This is a genomic window from Streptomyces sp. S07_1.15, assembly GCF_020739505.1.
GTDB classification, from domain to species: Bacteria; Actinomycetota; Actinomycetes; order Streptomycetales; family Streptomycetaceae; genus Streptomyces; species Streptomyces xinghaiensis.
Genome location: NZ_JAJBZK010000001.1, coordinates 3,547,639 through 3,563,338, shown reverse-complemented (window position 1 = coordinate 3,563,338; position 15,700 = coordinate 3,547,639). Strand labels below are relative to the sequence as shown.

At 69.6% G+C, this 15,700-nt stretch carries 13 protein-coding genes; 6 read left to right on the top strand and 7 right to left on the bottom strand.

Annotated elements, in window-relative coordinates; translation table 11 throughout:
- Positions 1–3: 3 nt before the first annotated feature.
- From yidC to LIX60_RS15320, 6 genes are all read left to right on the top strand, one after another.
- Complete coding sequence (gene yidC, locus LIX60_RS15345) at positions 4–1,131, top strand: membrane protein insertase YidC (protein WP_227958910.1); 1,128 nt, start codon at positions 4–6, stop codon at positions 1,129–1,131.
- Between the two features lie 11 nt (positions 1,132–1,142).
- Positions 1,143–1,649 (top strand): R3H domain-containing nucleic acid-binding protein, encoded by a 507-nt coding sequence (locus LIX60_RS15340; RefSeq protein ID WP_125623983.1) that lies wholly within the window; start codon positions 1,143–1,145, stop codon positions 1,647–1,649.
- Positions 1,650–1,784: 135 nt separating this feature from the next.
- Positions 1,785–2,513, top strand: a complete 729-nt coding sequence (rsmG, locus tag LIX60_RS15335; protein ID WP_227958909.1) for a 16S rRNA (guanine(527)-N(7))-methyltransferase RsmG — start codon at positions 1,785–1,787, stop codon at positions 2,511–2,513.
- Positions 2,514–2,804: 291 nt separating this feature from the next.
- Positions 2,805–3,923 carry a ParA family protein gene (locus tag LIX60_RS15330; RefSeq protein WP_308101374.1) on the top strand — a complete coding sequence of 373 codons (1,119 nt, stop codon included), beginning with the start codon at positions 2,805–2,807 and terminating at the stop codon, positions 3,921–3,923.
- Positions 3,920–5,020: a ParB/RepB/Spo0J family partition protein gene (locus LIX60_RS15325; protein WP_227958908.1), complete on the top strand. Its 1,101-nt coding sequence runs from the start codon at positions 3,920–3,922 to the stop codon at positions 5,018–5,020. The genes LIX60_RS15330 and LIX60_RS15325 overlap by 4 nt, the downstream gene beginning before the upstream one ends.
- A 198-nt stretch (positions 5,021–5,218) precedes the next feature.
- Positions 5,219–5,836, top strand: a complete 618-nt coding sequence (locus tag LIX60_RS15320; RefSeq protein ID WP_227958907.1) for a GNAT family N-acetyltransferase — start codon at positions 5,219–5,221, stop codon at positions 5,834–5,836.
- A gap of 122 nt (positions 5,837–5,958) precedes the next feature.
- Here the strand turns inward: LIX60_RS15320 and trxA are convergent, their stop codons facing one another.
- The 7 genes from trxA to LIX60_RS15285 form a co-directional block, all read right to left on the bottom strand.
- Entirely contained in the window at positions 5,959–6,288 is a 330-nt protein-coding gene (trxA, locus tag LIX60_RS15315) for a thioredoxin (RefSeq protein ID WP_019707381.1), read from the bottom strand.
- A gap of 40 nt (positions 6,289–6,328) precedes the next feature.
- Positions 6,329–7,315 (bottom strand): thioredoxin-disulfide reductase, encoded by a 987-nt coding sequence (gene trxB / locus LIX60_RS15310; RefSeq protein WP_227958906.1) that lies wholly within the window; start codon positions 7,313–7,315, stop codon positions 6,329–6,331.
- Between the two features lie 127 nt (positions 7,316–7,442).
- Positions 7,443–8,375: an anti-sigma factor gene (locus LIX60_RS15305; protein ID WP_227958905.1), complete on the bottom strand. Its 933-nt coding sequence runs from the start codon at positions 8,373–8,375 to the stop codon at positions 7,443–7,445.
- On the bottom strand, positions 8,372–9,046 hold the full coding sequence (gene sigM / locus LIX60_RS15300) for an RNA polymerase sigma factor SigM (RefSeq protein WP_192883677.1): 675 nt from the start codon (positions 9,044–9,046) through the stop codon (positions 8,372–8,374). Before sigM ends, LIX60_RS15305 begins: the two co-directional genes overlap by 4 nt.
- Positions 9,047–9,095: 49 nt before the next feature.
- Positions 9,096–10,850 (bottom strand): protein kinase family protein, encoded by a 1,755-nt coding sequence (locus tag LIX60_RS15295; protein ID WP_227958904.1) that lies wholly within the window; start codon positions 10,848–10,850, stop codon positions 9,096–9,098.
- 110 nt (positions 10,851–10,960) lie between these two features.
- Positions 10,961–13,159 carry a murein biosynthesis integral membrane protein MurJ gene (gene murJ, locus LIX60_RS15290; protein ID WP_227958903.1) on the bottom strand — a complete coding sequence of 733 codons (2,199 nt, stop codon included), beginning with the start codon at positions 13,157–13,159 and terminating at the stop codon, positions 10,961–10,963.
- A 45-nt stretch (positions 13,160–13,204) separates the two neighbouring features.
- Entirely contained in the window at positions 13,205–15,640 is a 2,436-nt protein-coding gene (locus tag LIX60_RS15285; RefSeq protein WP_227958902.1) for a DUF6049 family protein, read from the bottom strand.
- Positions 15,641–15,700: the final 60 nt, after the last annotated feature.

The following is a 15,700-nucleotide window of genomic DNA, read 5'->3' as shown; positions in this document are numbered from 1 at the left end:
TTCGTGGACACGATCCTCGGTCCTCTCTATATCGCCGTCTCCTGGATCATCGTCCAGTTCCACTCGCTGTACAGCCTTGTCTTCGACGAGAACAGCGGCTGGGCCTGGGGTCTGTCCATCGTGTCGCTGGTGGTGCTGATCCGTATCGCTCTGATCCCGCTCTTCGTGAAGCAGATCAAGGCGACGCGGAACATGCAGGTGCTCCAGCCGAAGATGAAGGCGATCCAGGAGCGCTACAAGAACGACAAGCAGCGCCAGTCCGAAGAGATGATGAAGCTCTACAAGGAGACGGGCACCAATCCGCTCTCGAGCTGTCTCCCGATTCTGGCGCAGTCGCCCTTCTTCCTCGCGCTCTACCAGGTCCTCAACAAGATCGCGAACGATGAAGCGGTCGGCGTCATGGGCAAGGACCTGGTCGGCAGCGCCCGTAACGCGCACATCTTCGGTGCTCCGATCGCGTCCAAGTTCATGGACAGCGCGGCCAAGGTCGAGAGTCTCGGTGCCACCCTCGCCGACGTCCGCGTGGTCACCGTCATCATGATCGTCCTGATGTCGGCCTCGCAGTTCTACACGCAGCGCCAGCTGATGACGAAGAACGTCGACCTGACGGTCAAGACGCCCTTCATGCAGCAGCAGAAGATGCTGATGTACATCTTCCCGATCATGTTCGCCGTCTTCGGCATCAACTTCCCGGTCGGTGTCCTGGTCTACTGGCTGACCACCAACGTCTGGACCATGGGTCAGCAGATGTACGTGATCCAGCGCAATCCCACTCCGGGCAGCATCGCCTTCCAGCAGCGCCAGGAGAAGCTGCGCGCCAAGGGCAAGCTCAAGGAGGACCCGGCCCAGGCCGAGGCCAAGCGGGCGGTCGAGGAAGCGCGGGCCAAGCGGCAGCAGCCGAAGCGGCAGCCCAAGGCGAAGCGCCAGGCGGCCACCCCCCAGGGACCCGCCAGGCCGGGTACGGGCAAGCAGCCGGCGGGCGGTGAGAAGGCCCAGGAAAAGCCCTCACTGGAGAAGAAGCCGGCTCAGGGCGACCAGCAGAAGCAGTCCGGGGGCGCGTCCGCCTCCCGCACCACCAAGTCCGGACAGCGCAAGGGCCGGCAGCGGCCCAAGCACCCGACCAAGAAGTGAGGAGCCACCCAGTGACGGAGGGCACCACCGCCACCGACGGCGCCGACACCCTGACCCGCCTGGAGCAGGAGGGTGATATCGCGGCCGACTATCTCGAAGGTCTGCTGGACATCGCCGACCTCGACGGCGACATCGACATGGATGTCGAGGGCGACCGGGCAGCGGTGTCGATCATCAGCGACTCGACCAGCCGTGATCTGCAGAAGCTGGTCGGGCGTGACGGCGAGGTGCTGGAGGCGCTCCAGGAGCTGACGCGCCTTGCCGTGCACCGCGAGACCGGTGACCGCAGCCGGCTGATGCTGGACATCGCCGGGTTCCGCGCCCGCAAGCGCGAGGAGCTCGCGGAGCTCGGCGCGCGGGCCGCGGAAGAGGCGAAGGGCAGCGGAGAACCGGTCAAGCTGAAGCCGATGACCCCGTTCGAGCGCAAGGTCGTTCACGACGCCGTCGCCGCCGCGGGCCTCCGCAGCGAGTCGGAGGGCGAGGAACCCCAGCGCTGCGTCGTCGTTCTTCCGGTCTGACCACACGCGGATGTGTCACCCGGCCCCGCCTGTTCGCAGGCGGGGCCGTACTTTGTGAGCCTTGCAAGCCGGCGTCCCGCCGGGCGTCGTAGGTCCGGGCAGCGGTGCCCCGGAAACCCGAGGAAGGACGGTCCCGTGACCGAGGCAGCAGAGCTTCCCCCGGCACCTCCCGCCGCACAGACGGTGTTCGGCGAGCGCCTCCCGGAAGCCGTCCGCTACGCCGAACTGCTCGCGGACGCGGGGGTGCGCCGCGGTCTGATCGGTCCCCGGGAAGTACCCCGGCTCTGGGAACGGCATCTGCTGAACTGCGCGGTGCTCTCCGAGGCCGTACCCGAGGGCGTGACGGTCTGTGACGTGGGTTCCGGGGCGGGGCTGCCGGGCATTCCGCTGGCGCTCGTCCGTCCGGATCTGCGCATCACTCTGCTGGAACCGCTGTTGCGGCGGACCACTTTCCTGCAGGAGGTGGTGGAACTCCTGGGCCTCGACCATGTCACGGTGGTGCGCGGGCGGGCCGAGGAGGTGCTGGGCTCACTGCCACCCGTGCATGTGGTGACGGCGCGGGCCGTGGCACCGCTGGACCGGTTGGCGGGATGGGGCGTTCCCCTGCTGCGGCCGTACGGCGAAATGCTGGCCCTGAAGGGGGACACGGCGGAGGAGGAACTCAAGGGGGCCAGGGCGGCGCTGAGCAAACTCGGTGTCGTCCGGACCTCCGTGCTCCAGGTCGGAGAGGGTGTGGTGGATCCCCTCTCCACAGTGGTGAGGGTTGAGGTCGGCGAGAGCCCCGGCGGTGTCCGCTTCGCTGCCAAACGGGCCAAGGCCGCGCGGGTTGCCAGGCCCTCACGGAGTGCGCGAAGGCGGCGCTGAAACCGGCATTGCTCCATACAAGCTGCCAAAACCACCCAAATCGGAGTGTCGTTGCGCCCGGTGAACCCGGGCGCGTGCATCGTGTTTCACGTGAAACGTCGCTCCCTGTTGCATGGAATCATTAGTCGCGGCCGGGCCGCCGTGCCCCGCCACCACGCCGCATCCGAGAAAGCGGCAACCGACCCACCGTCGGACTCGCCCCGGCGGGGGGTCCGGTTTTCCACAGAGGGGTCGTCCGAGGCGGATTCATCCACAGGAGAACGGACCTCGCTGGTTCATAACCCCGAAAGCATGGCAGGCTCTGTCTATCGCGAGCCAGAAGTCGAGGAGAGTGAATCCTTGCGGTCCGACGCCAATATCGCGGGACCGATGACCGATCCGGTCCCCGGTCCCCGTGCCGCTGAGCCCTCTCGGGGGGTGACCTCCGACACCCCGCCACCGGGGGTTGATGTTTCACGTGAAACGCCGCCCTCCCTGGACGGCGCCCCCATCGGCCGCGCCGCTCAACTGGCCGTCGAAGCTCTGGGGCACGCCGGTGACGGTCTGCCGCGCCCCGAGCAGACCCGGGTCATGGTGGTGGCCAACCAAAAGGGTGGAGTGGGCAAGACCACCACCACGGTCAACCTCGCCGCGTCGCTCGCTCTGCACGGCGCGCGGGTCCTGGTGATCGACCTCGACCCGCAGGGAAACGCCTCAACCGCGCTTGGTGTCGACCACCATGCCGAGGTGCCCTCGGTGTATGACGTCCTGGTCGACAGCAAGCCCCTCTCCGATGTCGTGCAGCCCGTACCCGATGTGGAGGGCCTCTTCTGCGCGCCTGCGACCATCGACCTGGCCGGCGCGGAGATCGAACTGGTCTCGCTGGTGGCCCGGGAGAGCCGGTTGCAACGCGCCATCCAGGCCTATGAACAGCCGCTGGACTACATCCTCATCGACTGCCCGCCGTCGCTCGGGCTGCTGACCGTGAACGCGCTCGTCGCGGGGGCCGAGGTCCTCATCCCCATCCAGTGCGAGTACTACGCGCTGGAAGGGCTGGGTCAGCTCCTGAGGAACGTCGAACTGGTACGTGGGCACCTCAACCCCAAGCTCCACGTCTCCACCATCCTGCTCACGATGTATGACGGCCGGACCCGGCTTGCCTCGCAGGTCGCGGACGAGGTGCGCAGCCACTTCGGCAACGAGGTCCTGCGGACCAGCATCCCGCGTTCCGTGCGGATCTCGGAGGCCCCCAGCTACGGTCAGACGGTCCTGACCTATGATCCCGGCTCCAGTGGTTCTCTCTCCTACCTCGAAGCGGCCCGGGAGATCGCGTTGCGCGGGGTGGGAGTCAACTATGAGGGTCACAATGCCCACACCATGGGCGGCAACGCTCAGCACGAACAGCACGGCAGGCCGGAGGGGACGCAGTGAGTGAACGACGCAGAGGTCTGGGCAGGGGGCTCGGCGCGCTGATCCCCGCCGCGCCTCAGGGCGGCGACCAGCCGGTCTCGGCGGTGGCCCAGGGAGCCACCTCCCCCACGGCGGTCCCGGTTCTCACGCAGGAGCGGGGTGTGGCGGCGGCCAGGGTGACCGCGCTGCCCCAGAACGGTGCCGATGAGAGCGCGGAGAGCGTGCCCGCGACGGCCGAGGTGGTGGCCGAGCAGCCGGCCGGTGCCCATTTCGCGGAACTGCCCCTGGACTCGATCACGCCGAACCCGCGCCAGCCACGGGAGGTGTTCGACGAGGACGCCCTGGCCGAGCTGGTGACGTCCATCCAAGAGGTGGGGTTGCTGCAGCCCGTCGTGGTGCGGCAGGTGGCTCCGGAGCGCTACGAGCTCATCATGGGGGAGCGCCGGTGGCGTGCCTGCCGTGAGGCGGGCCTGGAGCGCATCCCGGCGATCGTCCGGGCCACCGAGGACGAGAAGCTGCTGCTGGACGCGCTGCTGGAGAACCTCCACCGGGCCCAGCTGAACCCTCTCGAAGAAGCGGCTGCCTACGATCAGTTGCTCAAGGATTTCGAGTGCACGCACGATCAGCTGGCGGACCGCATCGGCCGGTCCCGGCCTCAGGTGTCCAATACGCTACGGCTGCTCAAGCTCTCCACCCCTGTCCAGCGCCGTGTTGCCGCCGGAGTACTGTCCGCCGGGCATGCACGGGCCCTGTTGTCCGTGGAGGACTCGGAGGAGCAGGACCGCCTCGCCCACCGGATCGTGGCCGAAGGGCTGTCGGTGCGGGCCGTCGAGGAGATCGTGACTCTTATGGGGTCCCGGCAGGACAGCACGGTGAAGCCCAAGGGGCCGCGAGCGGGAAACCGGGTGTCCCCGGCGCTCACCCAGCTGGCCTCGCGGCTCTCCGACCGCTTCGAGACCCGGGTGAAGGTCGACCTCGGGCAGAAGAAGGGCAAGATCGTCGTGGAGTTCGCCTCCATAGAGGATCTGGAGAGGATCCTGGGGACGCTCGCTCCGGGAGAGGACCGGGTTCTGGAACTCGGCCCGGAGGCGGAAGCCGAGGGCTCCGAGGGCAGGTGAACCGAGGCACAGGGCGGGTCACGCGGATCGTGACCCGCCCTGTGCTCTGCCTTCGCTCCGGACCGGAGGCAGGCTGGATACGATGCCCGAGGACATGGCGGGCGTTCGGCTTCGCTGTTCGCGCGGAGAGCGAGTGGGACCGACGTGAGCCGCGCTCGAAGTGGTGGAGGACGGGAGTGAAAGTGAGGAGCAGACTTCATGGGTCGTCGGCTCGTACCGCTCACCCTGGACAACCTTCCGGACGTTCCCAAGCGCTGCCGTACCTGCGTCTTCTGGGAGCTCGATCCGGTCAGTGGTGAGGCCGCGGTTCAGGCAGGCCGGCCGGAGTTGGAGAAGGAGGCCTGGATCTCCGGTGTCCTGCTGGAGTGGGGATCCTGCGGTCGCGTTCTCTACGTCGACGAGGTGCCCGCGGGCTTCGTCCTCTATGCGCCGCCCGCGTATGTGCCGCGGTCGACGGCCTTTCCGACAAGCCCGGTCGCCGCGGACGCCGTTCAGCTGATGACAGCCTCGATCATGCCGGGCTACCAGGGCCAGGGGCTGGGACGCGTCCTCGTCCAGACCGTCGCGAAGGACGTGCTGAGACGGGGCTTCAAGGCGATCGAGGCCTTCGGTGACGCCCGCTGGACGGAACCGGCCTGCGTCCTGCCCGCGGACCACCTCTTGGCGGTCGGCTTCAAGACCGTGCGGCCGCATCCCCGCTATCCCCGGCTGCGGCTGGAATTGCGGACGACGCTCTCCTGGAAGGAGGACGTCGAGATGGCGCTGGACCGCCTGCTCGGTGCGGTGCAGAAGGAACCGGCACTCCGACCGCTGTAGCTCTCACTCGGGTAGCTCTTGTGTGCCGGACTGATCTCCGGTGCCGGGGGACACGAAGCGGAGAACGGAACAGGGCCTGCCCCCTTGAGAGGGCAGGCCCTGTTTCACGTGAAACCCCGTTGTCAGCCGATGAAGGGCTCCAGGTCGCGCACGATCGCCGCCTTCGGCTTGGCACCGACGATCGTCTTGGCGACTTCGCCCCCCTGGTAGACATTGAGCGTCGGAATCGACATGACGCCGTACTTGGCGGCCGTCGCCGGGTTCTCGTCGATGTTCAGCTTCACGATCTCGATCTTGTCCCCGTGCTCCGCGGCGATGGCCTCAAGGGAGGGGGCGATCTGACGGCACGGACCGCACCAGGCGGCCCAGAAGTCCACGAGAACGGGCTTGTCGCTCTTGAGAACCTCTTCATCGAAGTTCGCGTCGGTCACATTCTTGAGGGCGCCGGCCATGGCGATCTCCTAGCTTTCTCGGGAGGGGAAGGGGGGATGGTCAGACGGTGGCCGCGGCGGTCTTCTCCGGCTCCGGGGTGTGCTCAGCGGAGGTGTCGGAGAGGGCGGCGAGGTAGCGCTCGGCATCCAGGGCGGCGGAGCAGCCGGTCCCGGCGGCCGTGATGGCCTGGCGGTACGTGTGGTCGACGACGTCGCCGGCGGCGAAGACACCGGCGAGGTTGGTGTGCGTGGAGGGGGCGTCGACGGTGAGGTAACCCTCGTCGTCCAGGTCCAGCTGCTCGGTGAAGAGCTCCGTGCGGGGGTCGTGGCCGACGGCGATGAAGAGGCCGGTGACGGGAAGCTCGCGGGTTTCGCCGGTCTTGGTGGAGCGCAGAGTGACGCCGGTGAGCTTCGGGTCGCCGTGGATCTCGGCGACCTCGCTGTCATAGGCGAAGGTGATCTTCGGGTCGGCGAAGGCCCGCTCCTGCATCGCCCGGGATGCACGCAGTGTGTCGCGGCGGTGGATGACGGTGACGGACTTGGCGAACCGGGAGAGGAAGGTCGCTTCCTCCATCGCGGTGTCACCGCCGCCGACCACAGCGATGTCCTGGTCCTTGAAGAAGAACCCGTCGCAGGTGGCGCACCAGGAGACCCCGCGCCCGGAGAGTTCGTCCTCGCGGGGCAGCCCGAGCTTGCGGTGCTGGGAGCCGGTGGCGATGATGACCGCGCGGGCCTTGTGGACAGTGCCGGCGGAGTCGGTGACCGTCTTGATGTCCCCGGTCAGGTCGACAGCCGTGACGTCATCGGGAACGAGCTCGGCACCGAAACGCTCCGACTGGGCCCGCATGTTGTCCATGAGGTCCGGGCCCATGATGCCGTCGCGGAAGCCGGGGAAGTTCTCCACATCGGTGGTGTTCATGAGCGCGCCACCGGCGGTGACCGCCCCTTCGAAGACCAGGGGCTTCAACGAGGCGCGGGCGGTGTAGAGCGCCGCGGTGTACCCCGCCGGCCCGGAGCCGATAATGATCACGTTACGGACGTCGCTCACGGGTGTCTTCCTCGTCTCTGCCGACTGCTGTCCAGGGTCAATCAGGGGCCCGTTCCGGAGTCCCACCCCACCCAACGGATCCTAGACGGCAGGCATTCCCACTGCTGACCCCGTGGGTTTCCAGGGGTCAGTGTCGGGCATAGACGCGGTTCAGAAGGACGTCGCCACGCGGCTCCGCGGTGGTGATACACGAGGAGTCGACGACGTAGGCGTCCACCCTGTCCGCATCCACGCGGTGGGGCAGGACGACGACGTAGACCGGCTTGCCCTCAAAGGTGCTCTCCCCCGCGGCCAGCGGCTCCGCCTGGGGATCAATGCCATTCCGTATGCACGGAGGCAGCACCACATCGGCTCCGTTCAACGGCTGAGCAGGGCTCGACTGGGCTCCGAGCGTATCCGGCTCCGTGGTGGAGGGATTTTCCTTCGGGCCTTCCCGGCTCTCGCGGCCCTCGTCGAGCAGGCTCCGTACCTTGCTCTCCAAGGTCGCGGCGCTCAGTCCCGCGCCTTCGCTCTTCGTGTCGGAGGAGGTTTCGCCCGCGGCAGCTGCATCACCCTGCTGGGAGGAGCCCATGGACTGGACGAGGGCCGCACCGCCGACTCCCAGACCCAGGACACAGGCCACGCCGAGGACCGCCGTCCGCCAGCGGCGCCGGCCGCCGGCCTGCCGTCCGGGACCCGTGCTGCCGCGGGGCCGCATCCGCCGTCCACCCGGACGGGTGAGCGGCGACCGGCCTTCCTCTGTTTCACGTGAAACAGAGGAAGGGGCGAGGGAGGCCGTTTCACGTGAAACCGTGCCGGGGGCGCTCGCATCGAGAAGGGACTCCGCGGCGATCGCCGCGTCGATCCGGCTTGCCACATCGGCGGGCATGCGGGACGGCCCCGGCAGGGTGCCCAGCAGATCGCGGATCTCTTCCAGGGAGACCCGCACCTCCGTACAGAGATCGCAGTCATCGAGATGGCCGCGGACAGCGGAGGTGCGCTCCGGAGGCAGCACTCCTTCCGTGAGCGCGGAGATCTCCGCAACGTCCGGATGCTGATCCGTGTCGATCGTGGATGTCACGCCCGCCTGCCTCCCTTCACGGCATCTGGATCCCGCGGTGGTGCCGCCGGTGGGACGGATGTCCTCGGCGCACGGTTCCTTCCCTCATTCGAATCCGTACTACCGCTTTCGCCACCGCGGAGATGGGAGAGCAGAGGGAGCAGCCGGGCCCGGCCACGGGCGCACCGGCTCTTGACGGTTCCGCTGGGAACACCGAGAACCTGGGCGGCTTCTGCCACGGGGTACCCCTGCATGTCGACGAGCACCAGGGCGGCGCGCTGTTCCGGGGGCAGGGTGCCCAGGGCCTGCAGGAGTTCGCGGTGCAGATCCCCCCGCTCGGCGGGGGCGGAGGCCGATTCGTGGGGCTCCAGGAGCTGCTCCAGCCGCTCGGTCTCGGCGACCGGGGACGTTCTGCGGGAGGCGGTCTTGCGGGCCCGGTCCAGACAGGCGTTCACGGTGATGCGGTGCAGCCAGGTCGTGACGGCCGACTGGCCGCGGAAGGTGTGTGCGGCCCGGTAGGCCGAGACGAGGGCGTCCTGGACCGCGTCGGCGGCTTCCTCGCGGTCCCCCAGGGTCCGGAGCGCCACCGCCCACAGACGGTCACGGTGGCGTCGGACGATCTCTCCGAAGGCTTCCTGATCACCGGCGACGTGTCGTGCGAGGAGATCCTTGTCGGTCATGGAGCCGCGCATGGCGTCGTCCACGTCGGGCCCTCCCCTCCGCCTCGGCTCCGGCTGCGACTCAGCCTGTCACAGTGATCTCGGAAATTCCGCCCCGGAACTGGTTCGCCGAACCGTCGTGCGGCAGCTCCGTGATGTGGATGAGTACGTACCGGGTCCGGACGGGCTTGCCGGTGCTTATCCTCAGTTCACTGCCGGCCTTCTCCTGCTTGCTGAGACGCTTGGAGAAGTCGTCCAGTGACGCGGGAGCGGAGCCGGATTCCGGGGCCGCCAGCACCTGAGCCGTCTGACCGCTGCGGTACATCTGCACCCGGACACCGGTCACGGCCTGCACACTGCCGAGATCGACGATGAGTCCGCTGCCGTCCTTGCGGTTCGGGAGATTTCCGAAGTTGGCATGGCCCTTGTAGTGGGGAGTCACCCACGCGGTGCCCGGATCGCCGTCCACGGCGTTGGGTACCTTGCCGGCGGCCACGGGCGCGTCCAGGGGTGAGAACTCGGTCGCGGCCGAGATCTTCAGAGGGGTCGCCTTCTCCTTCTGCTGCGGCTTCTCCTCGGGTTCGCCGCCCTGGGCAAGGTCGGCATCGCCGGGCGTGCGCTGGTCGCGGTTCATCAGGGTGTCCGCGACCTGCCAGCTGCCGAGACCGAGCGCGGTGATCAGCAGGGCCGATACGGTCCACTTCAGTGCTTTCCCCGTCCGGCTGTGCAGCGGCGGCGGAGGGGGCGGCGGGACGGGCTGGGCCGCCGGTGCCATACCGTTCCTGGCGGAAGTCTGCGGGTAGGCGGCCGGTGGCTGGTACGAGCCCGGCTGATAGGCGGGGGTGGCGAAGGAGGGCTCCGGGGGCCGGATGCGGGGAAGCGCCGCGACGGCCTTGCAGAGTTCTTCCGGAGTGGTGCACGGCTGCTCCAGGCGGAGCGGTGTGGAGCCGTTGTTGACCAGGGCCCGCATCGCGATGTCCGAGAGCCCGCGGTGGACCCCGGCCCGCACCTGGTCGGGAGCGATGAGCCCCGTTCCTCTCGGCAGCCCCGGCAGACCGTAGGCGTCTTCCTCGTACGGCCAGCGCTGGGTGAGGGAGGCGTAGAGGAGGGCGCCGATCGCCTCGGTGTCGTCGCGCTGCGGATGCTGGGAACTGATGCCGCGCAGGGCGGCCATCACGGCCAGTCCCCGGATCCGGTACTGGCCGGAGTGGGTGCGCAGAACGCAGCCGGGGGTGAGCCTCAAGTGGGCGAGGCCTTCGCGGTGCGCGGTGGCCATGGCCTGGGACACCTGGGTCACGAGCTGGTAGGAGTCGTGCGGTTCCAGCGGGCCGGCGGCGAGGACGGCGGTCAGTTCGGTGGCATCGGGCAGCCACTCGTGAACGACATAGACCAGGTCGTTCTCCTCGACGGCGTCGAGGACCTGGACGAAGCGGGGGTCGCCCAGCAGGGCGGCGGAGCGCGCGGCGGCGAGGACGGGCCGAGCGCGCGGGTGGTCGGCGGGCAGCACATGCACGCCGACCGCGCGGCGGAGCTTCTCGTCCACGGCCCGCCAGCTGCTGAAGCCGTCCAGACGGGTGAGGCACTCCTCCAGCCGGTAGCGTCCGGCGAGCTTGTGCCCGCTGTGCAGCTCGGGAGGGTCGACATCGGCCACGGACGCCGGCCGTGGTCTCGTCGCGTTCCGGGGGCCGGTGTCGGTGCGGGCGGCGTCCGTGTCCGCCGTGCCGGTCGTGTCCTGGGCTTTCACCTCGTCGGCGTTGGCATCTCCCGCCTGGGCGGTCAGCGGGTCCTCGCCGCTGTTGTCTGCCACGTCGACGGCAGCCGTACTCCGTTCCGCCACCGTCGTTCCTGCCTCCCCATCCGTTGCACGCCGGTCACCACAGCTAAGCAATTGTGCCCACAGTCCGTCCCTCCGCACGACATGCGGCGTCGGACGATGGTTGTACGCGGTCAGCGGCCGAGGCGGCCGCGGACCATCCCGACCATGGCGGTCATCTCCTCGATCCTCATCCGCTTCGCCGCCAGGACGAAGACCGCCAGGAGCGCGATCCCGCCCGCGGCCAGCGACGCCAGCGAGGCGAGTCCGCCGTTGCCGAGAGCCTGTGTGATGCCATAGCTCGCCGCTCCTCCCGCGAGCGCGGCCGGGATACCGGCCCCTGCCAGCCGGGCGTAGGTCCGCGTGACGCGGCGCCCGTCGAGATCGCCGCCGAGCCGACGGCTCAGCCTCTTCCATGCAACGCCTACCCCGACGATGTAGGCCAATCCATAGGACGCCCCCATGCCGACCACGGCCCAGCGGGCCGGGAGCAGAAGGAAGCTCGCCCCGGCGGCCGCGGCGTTGACCGTGGCGACGATGACCGTGTTGTAGAACGGCGTCCGGGTGTCCTCGTAGGCGTAGAAACCGCGCAGGACCACGTACTGGACCGAGTACGGGATGAGACCCAGGCCGAACGCCATCAGGGTGAAGCCGATGTTGCGTGCGCCGGACTCGCCGGAGGCGCCGTAGAGCAGGGTGGCCATGGGGACGCCGAGCGCCAGGAAGGCGAAGGCGCAGGGGACGATGGCCACGGCGGACGTGCGCAGTCCGTAGGAGATGTCGTCGCGGACTGCTCCGGGGTCGTCGTCGGCCGCGGCACGGGAGATCCGGGGGAGGACCGCGGTCATCACGGAGACCGTGATGATGGCCTGCGGCATCTGCCAGAGCAGCAGGGCGTAGTTGTACGCGGTGATGCCGGTGCCGGGGTAGCCCTGCTTCTCGGCGACCGTGCCCGCCCAGGTGGCGAGCTGGGTGACCACGATCATGCCGAGCTGGTTGGCGAGCACGAAGAAGAACGTCCACTTGGCCAGCCGGGCTGCCTTGCCGAGGCCGTGGCCGCGCCAGTCGAAGCGGGGCCGGAAGGTGAAGCCCGCCGCGCGGAGGTAGGGCAGCATCGCCAGCGCCTGGACGGTGAGTCCGAGCAGGGTGCCGATGCCGAGGAGCCGGACGCCTTCCGGGGTGATGGTCTCCGCGTCCATGCCGGTGCTGGTGAAGCCGCCGAAGGCCCAGATGAAGCCGCCGAAGGTGGCGATGACGACGACGTTGTTGAGAACCGGGGTCCACATCATGGCGCCGAACCGGCCCCGGGCGTTGAGGATCTGCCCGAGGACGACGTGGACGCCCATGAAGAACAGGGTGGGGAGGCAGTACCGGGCGAACGCGACGGCCACGTCCATCTGCGCGGGCTGGGAGACCCACTTCGCCGACATCATCCTGATGAGCAGCGGGGCGGCGAGCACACAGACGGTGGTGACGCCCGCGAGCAGGACGATGACGAGCGTGAGCAGGCGGTTGGCGTAGCCCTCGCCGCCGTCGTCGTCGTTCTTCATGGCCCGCACCAGCTGCGGGATGAAGACGGCGTTGAGCGCCCCGCCGCCGACGAGGATGTAGATCATCGTCGGGAGGGTGTTGGCGACCTGGTAGGCGTCGTTGAGTGTGCCGACGCCGATGGCCGCGGCCATCACCAGGGTGCGCAGGAATCCGGTGATCCGGGAGACCAGGGTGCCGGCCGCCATCACCGCGCTGGACTTCAGCAGTCCCGAAGCCCGTCCGGCGGACTTCTTCGCCGGCGCCGGTTCGGGATCCGACGGACGCTCCGGGTTCGGGCCGGTGGCCGGGGGCGGGGCGGGGGGCGGAGAGGCCTCAGGGGCCCGGAAGGCGGGGGACTGGGGCGGCGGAGGCGCTTGGACGGCCGGGGGCGCATGGGGTGGCTGCTGCGGCTCGTACGGCTGCTGCTGGTCCCGGTAGAGGTGTGCGAAGGCGTCCTGCTGCCCGGCGGCCCCGCGCTCGGGACCGGGTGGGGGCGTCCACGGGGACGGCCCGGGGGCGGGGGGCCCGGTGGTCTGGTGGTGGGGAGCGTCGCCGCCGGGGCCGGCCGAAGGGCCCGGGGCGGGCGCCTGGGCGTACGGGTCCGGGCCGGGGCTCTGGGCGTACGGGTCCGGGCCGGACGCCGGGGTGTGCGGGGCTCCGGCGTAGGGGGCGTGGCCGGTGTCCGGGGCGTATGGGTCGTGGCCGGCTTCCCGGGCGTACGGGTCGTGGGCGGGCGGCGGTGCCTGGCCGGCCGGGTCACCGCCCGGGTACCGGCCCCGGTCACCGTCGTACGGCGCGTTCATCGCTTCCCCACTTCATCATCCCGGGCCACCAGACCACGACTTCGCTCAACGCTCCACCCTCTCACCCGGATCGGGAGCTTCGCTCTTCTCCGGTCCCGCCTCGGCGCCCCCGGTCTCGCGCTCGCCGGGGGCCTCGGTTCGGGCCGTGCCGTCCCCGCCGGCGGGCGCGGGATCCGTCGGAGCGTCCTGCCCGGTTCCCTCCGCCTCCTCGGGGTCCCCGGCGTTCTCCGCGCCCGCGTTTCCGGTGGTCCCGGCGGGCTGCGGCTCGTCCTCCGCGGTCCCCGCTCCCCCGGTGGGCCCGTCCGCCTCCCGTGCCGCGGCCCGCTTGCGCTGGGTGTACATCCGGATGCCGGCCAGAACCAGAAGGAGCACCCCGCCCGCGATGACCAGCATGACCGTGGAGGTGATCTCGGTGACGTTCACCTTGAACGACATCGGGGCGCCGTAGGGCCGGCCGTCCTCCGTGTAGAGCTGGGCCTCGACCCAGACGAGGCCGTTCGCGTTGGCCGTGGTGTCGAACTTGACGGTCTGGCTGTGGCCGCTGCCGATCTCCACCGACTGGGGCTCCCCCGGGTCGAGCCGGTGCGGAGAGCTGGACCGGAGCACCAGCTTGAGGTCCTCGACGCCCTGCAGGAGGTTGTTCTGCACGGTGACGGGGATCGTGCCGCTGCGTCCGGACAGCGTCAGCTTCCGCTGGGCCTTCTCGATCAGCTTCACTTCCTGGGTGAGACCCGCCAGATAGTCCTCCACGGACTCCCGGTAGGCCTCGGCGGCCCTGGGCTCGCCCCGCCAGGCGGTCGACATCTCGCGCAGGATCGCGTTGCCGAACGGTGTGATCACCCGGTCCGGCTCGGAGAGGATCACCGTGAAGCCGTTGAGCGCGTTCTGGGTCCGCTGGACGTCCTCGAAAGCCCCGGTGGCCAACTCCTGCTTGCGCAGCGCCTCCGGATAGGAGCGAACGCCCGGGACCCGGGTGGCCGCCCGCGGGTCGGGCTTCTCCTGGACGGCGTCCCGGAGTTCTTGCGGCTGGGTCCAGCCGCCGGCCCGCAGCCCTTCCAGTGCCTCGGCCATCGCCCGGGCCTGGTGCGCGGTGGGCCTGCGCTGCGGAGCGATGACGAGGCTGCGTTCCCGGCCCGGCGCCTCCCGGTTGACCATCAGGGTGTGGGCGAGGAACTCCTGCACCGCGAGTGTGGAGTTCTCCGCGCCGGTCATGTCGCCCCGGAAGGCCGTGGAGAGACGGGTGTCGGCCGCGAGGGCCGTGGTGCCGCCACCGATCGGCCGGACGGCGCTGGTGGTGTAGGGCGGCTCGTCCTCACCGCGCAGGCTGTCGCCGCGGGTGATGACGTTGCGTGCGCCCGCTGAGGTGGCGACGTCGATGACGGAGGTGTCCACGGCCCCGTTCACGGGCCAGGCGAAGTCGGCGCGCGGCTTGCGGCCGAAGATCGTTTCGCCGGTCTTCACGGCGAGATCCGTGGCGGTCTTCAGATGACTGATCGATCCGGAGACCTTGGTCCCGCGGTGGGCGAGTGAGGCGAGGTCGGGATCGGCGAACGGCAGTGTGACCAGCTCCCGGCCCTCCACGGCGGCCAGCAGGTCGCTCATCCACTGGCGGGCGACCGCCTGTCCCTCCCCCTTGGTGACCGACCCGTCGGGTTCCCGGATCTCGTACTCCTTGGTCATCATCTCGACACTGACGAGCAGGTCGGGATCGACCACCCAGGTCACGGGGAGGTCCTTGCCGAGGGCCACGAGCTGCTGGAGCCGACCGCCCGGTGCCAGTTCGGCGGCGAGGGAATCGTCGCGGAACTGGGGGGTCTGCTGCTGGTCCGACCCGGTCCGGGCCGTGAGGTGGGGGGTGGAGACGAGCGGCCAGAGGTACCCGATCTTCGTCGGCTTCCGTGCCTCCCCCGGCTGCCAGGGGAGGAAGGTCCGCTCGATGCCCAGTACCTGGTCGTACTGGCCCGCGGTGCGGCCGCTGAGGGCCACACCGAGCTGATAGACCCCCGCCTCCCCCAGGTCCAGATCTTCGGCGGGGAGCGTCATGCTGAACTCGCGGCTGGCGCCGGGTGGCACCTCGCCGAGCTTCACGGTGTGCTCGCCGTCGACAGCGCGGCCGTCCTCCGCTGCCGAGAAGCCCTTGCGCTTGGCGACGATGCCGATGGCGCCGCGGCTGCTCAGAGGCGTCTGGCCGACACGGAGACCCACACGGGCACCGTCGACGGCGGATTTCCCGTTGTTGCTGATCCGGCCGGTGACGGTGATCGTGTCGTCGTCCGCGGGTACCACCGGGGTCAGCGAGTTGATGGAGACATCGACGGTCCGGGAGCCGGTGGCCGATGCCGCGGCCTCCGCTCCGGGCGCGGCGGGAAGCTGGACCAGTCCGGCGAGTAGCGGTGTGCCGGCCAGTACTGCGGCAGCCTTCCGCCACCACCGGCGGGCGGGACCGATGGTCGTCCCCTGGATTGCTGCCACCTCGGCCACGCGCTCGCCCGTCCCTCGTCATCGGTGGTGGTCGTCGGATGTGCGTCCACGCATGGTAAC

Coding starts and splice junctions, on each gene's coding strand:
- sigM (WP_192883677.1), bottom strand. CDS start 9,046: ATGCGCGGCTCCATGACCGACAAGGATCTCCTCGCACGACACGTCGCC.
- LIX60_RS15330 (WP_308101374.1), top strand. CDS start 2,805: ATGGCAGGCTCTGTCTATCGCGAGCCAGAAGTCGAGGAGAGTGAATCC.
- trxA (WP_019707381.1), bottom strand. CDS start 6,288: ATGGCCGGCGCCCTCAAGAATGTGACCGACGCGAACTTCGATGAAGAG.
- murJ (WP_227958903.1), bottom strand. CDS start 13,159: ATGAACGCGCCGTACGACGGTGACCGGGGCCGGTACCCGGGCGGTGAC.
- LIX60_RS15320 (WP_227958907.1), top strand. CDS start 5,219: ATGGGTCGTCGGCTCGTACCGCTCACCCTGGACAACCTTCCGGACGTT.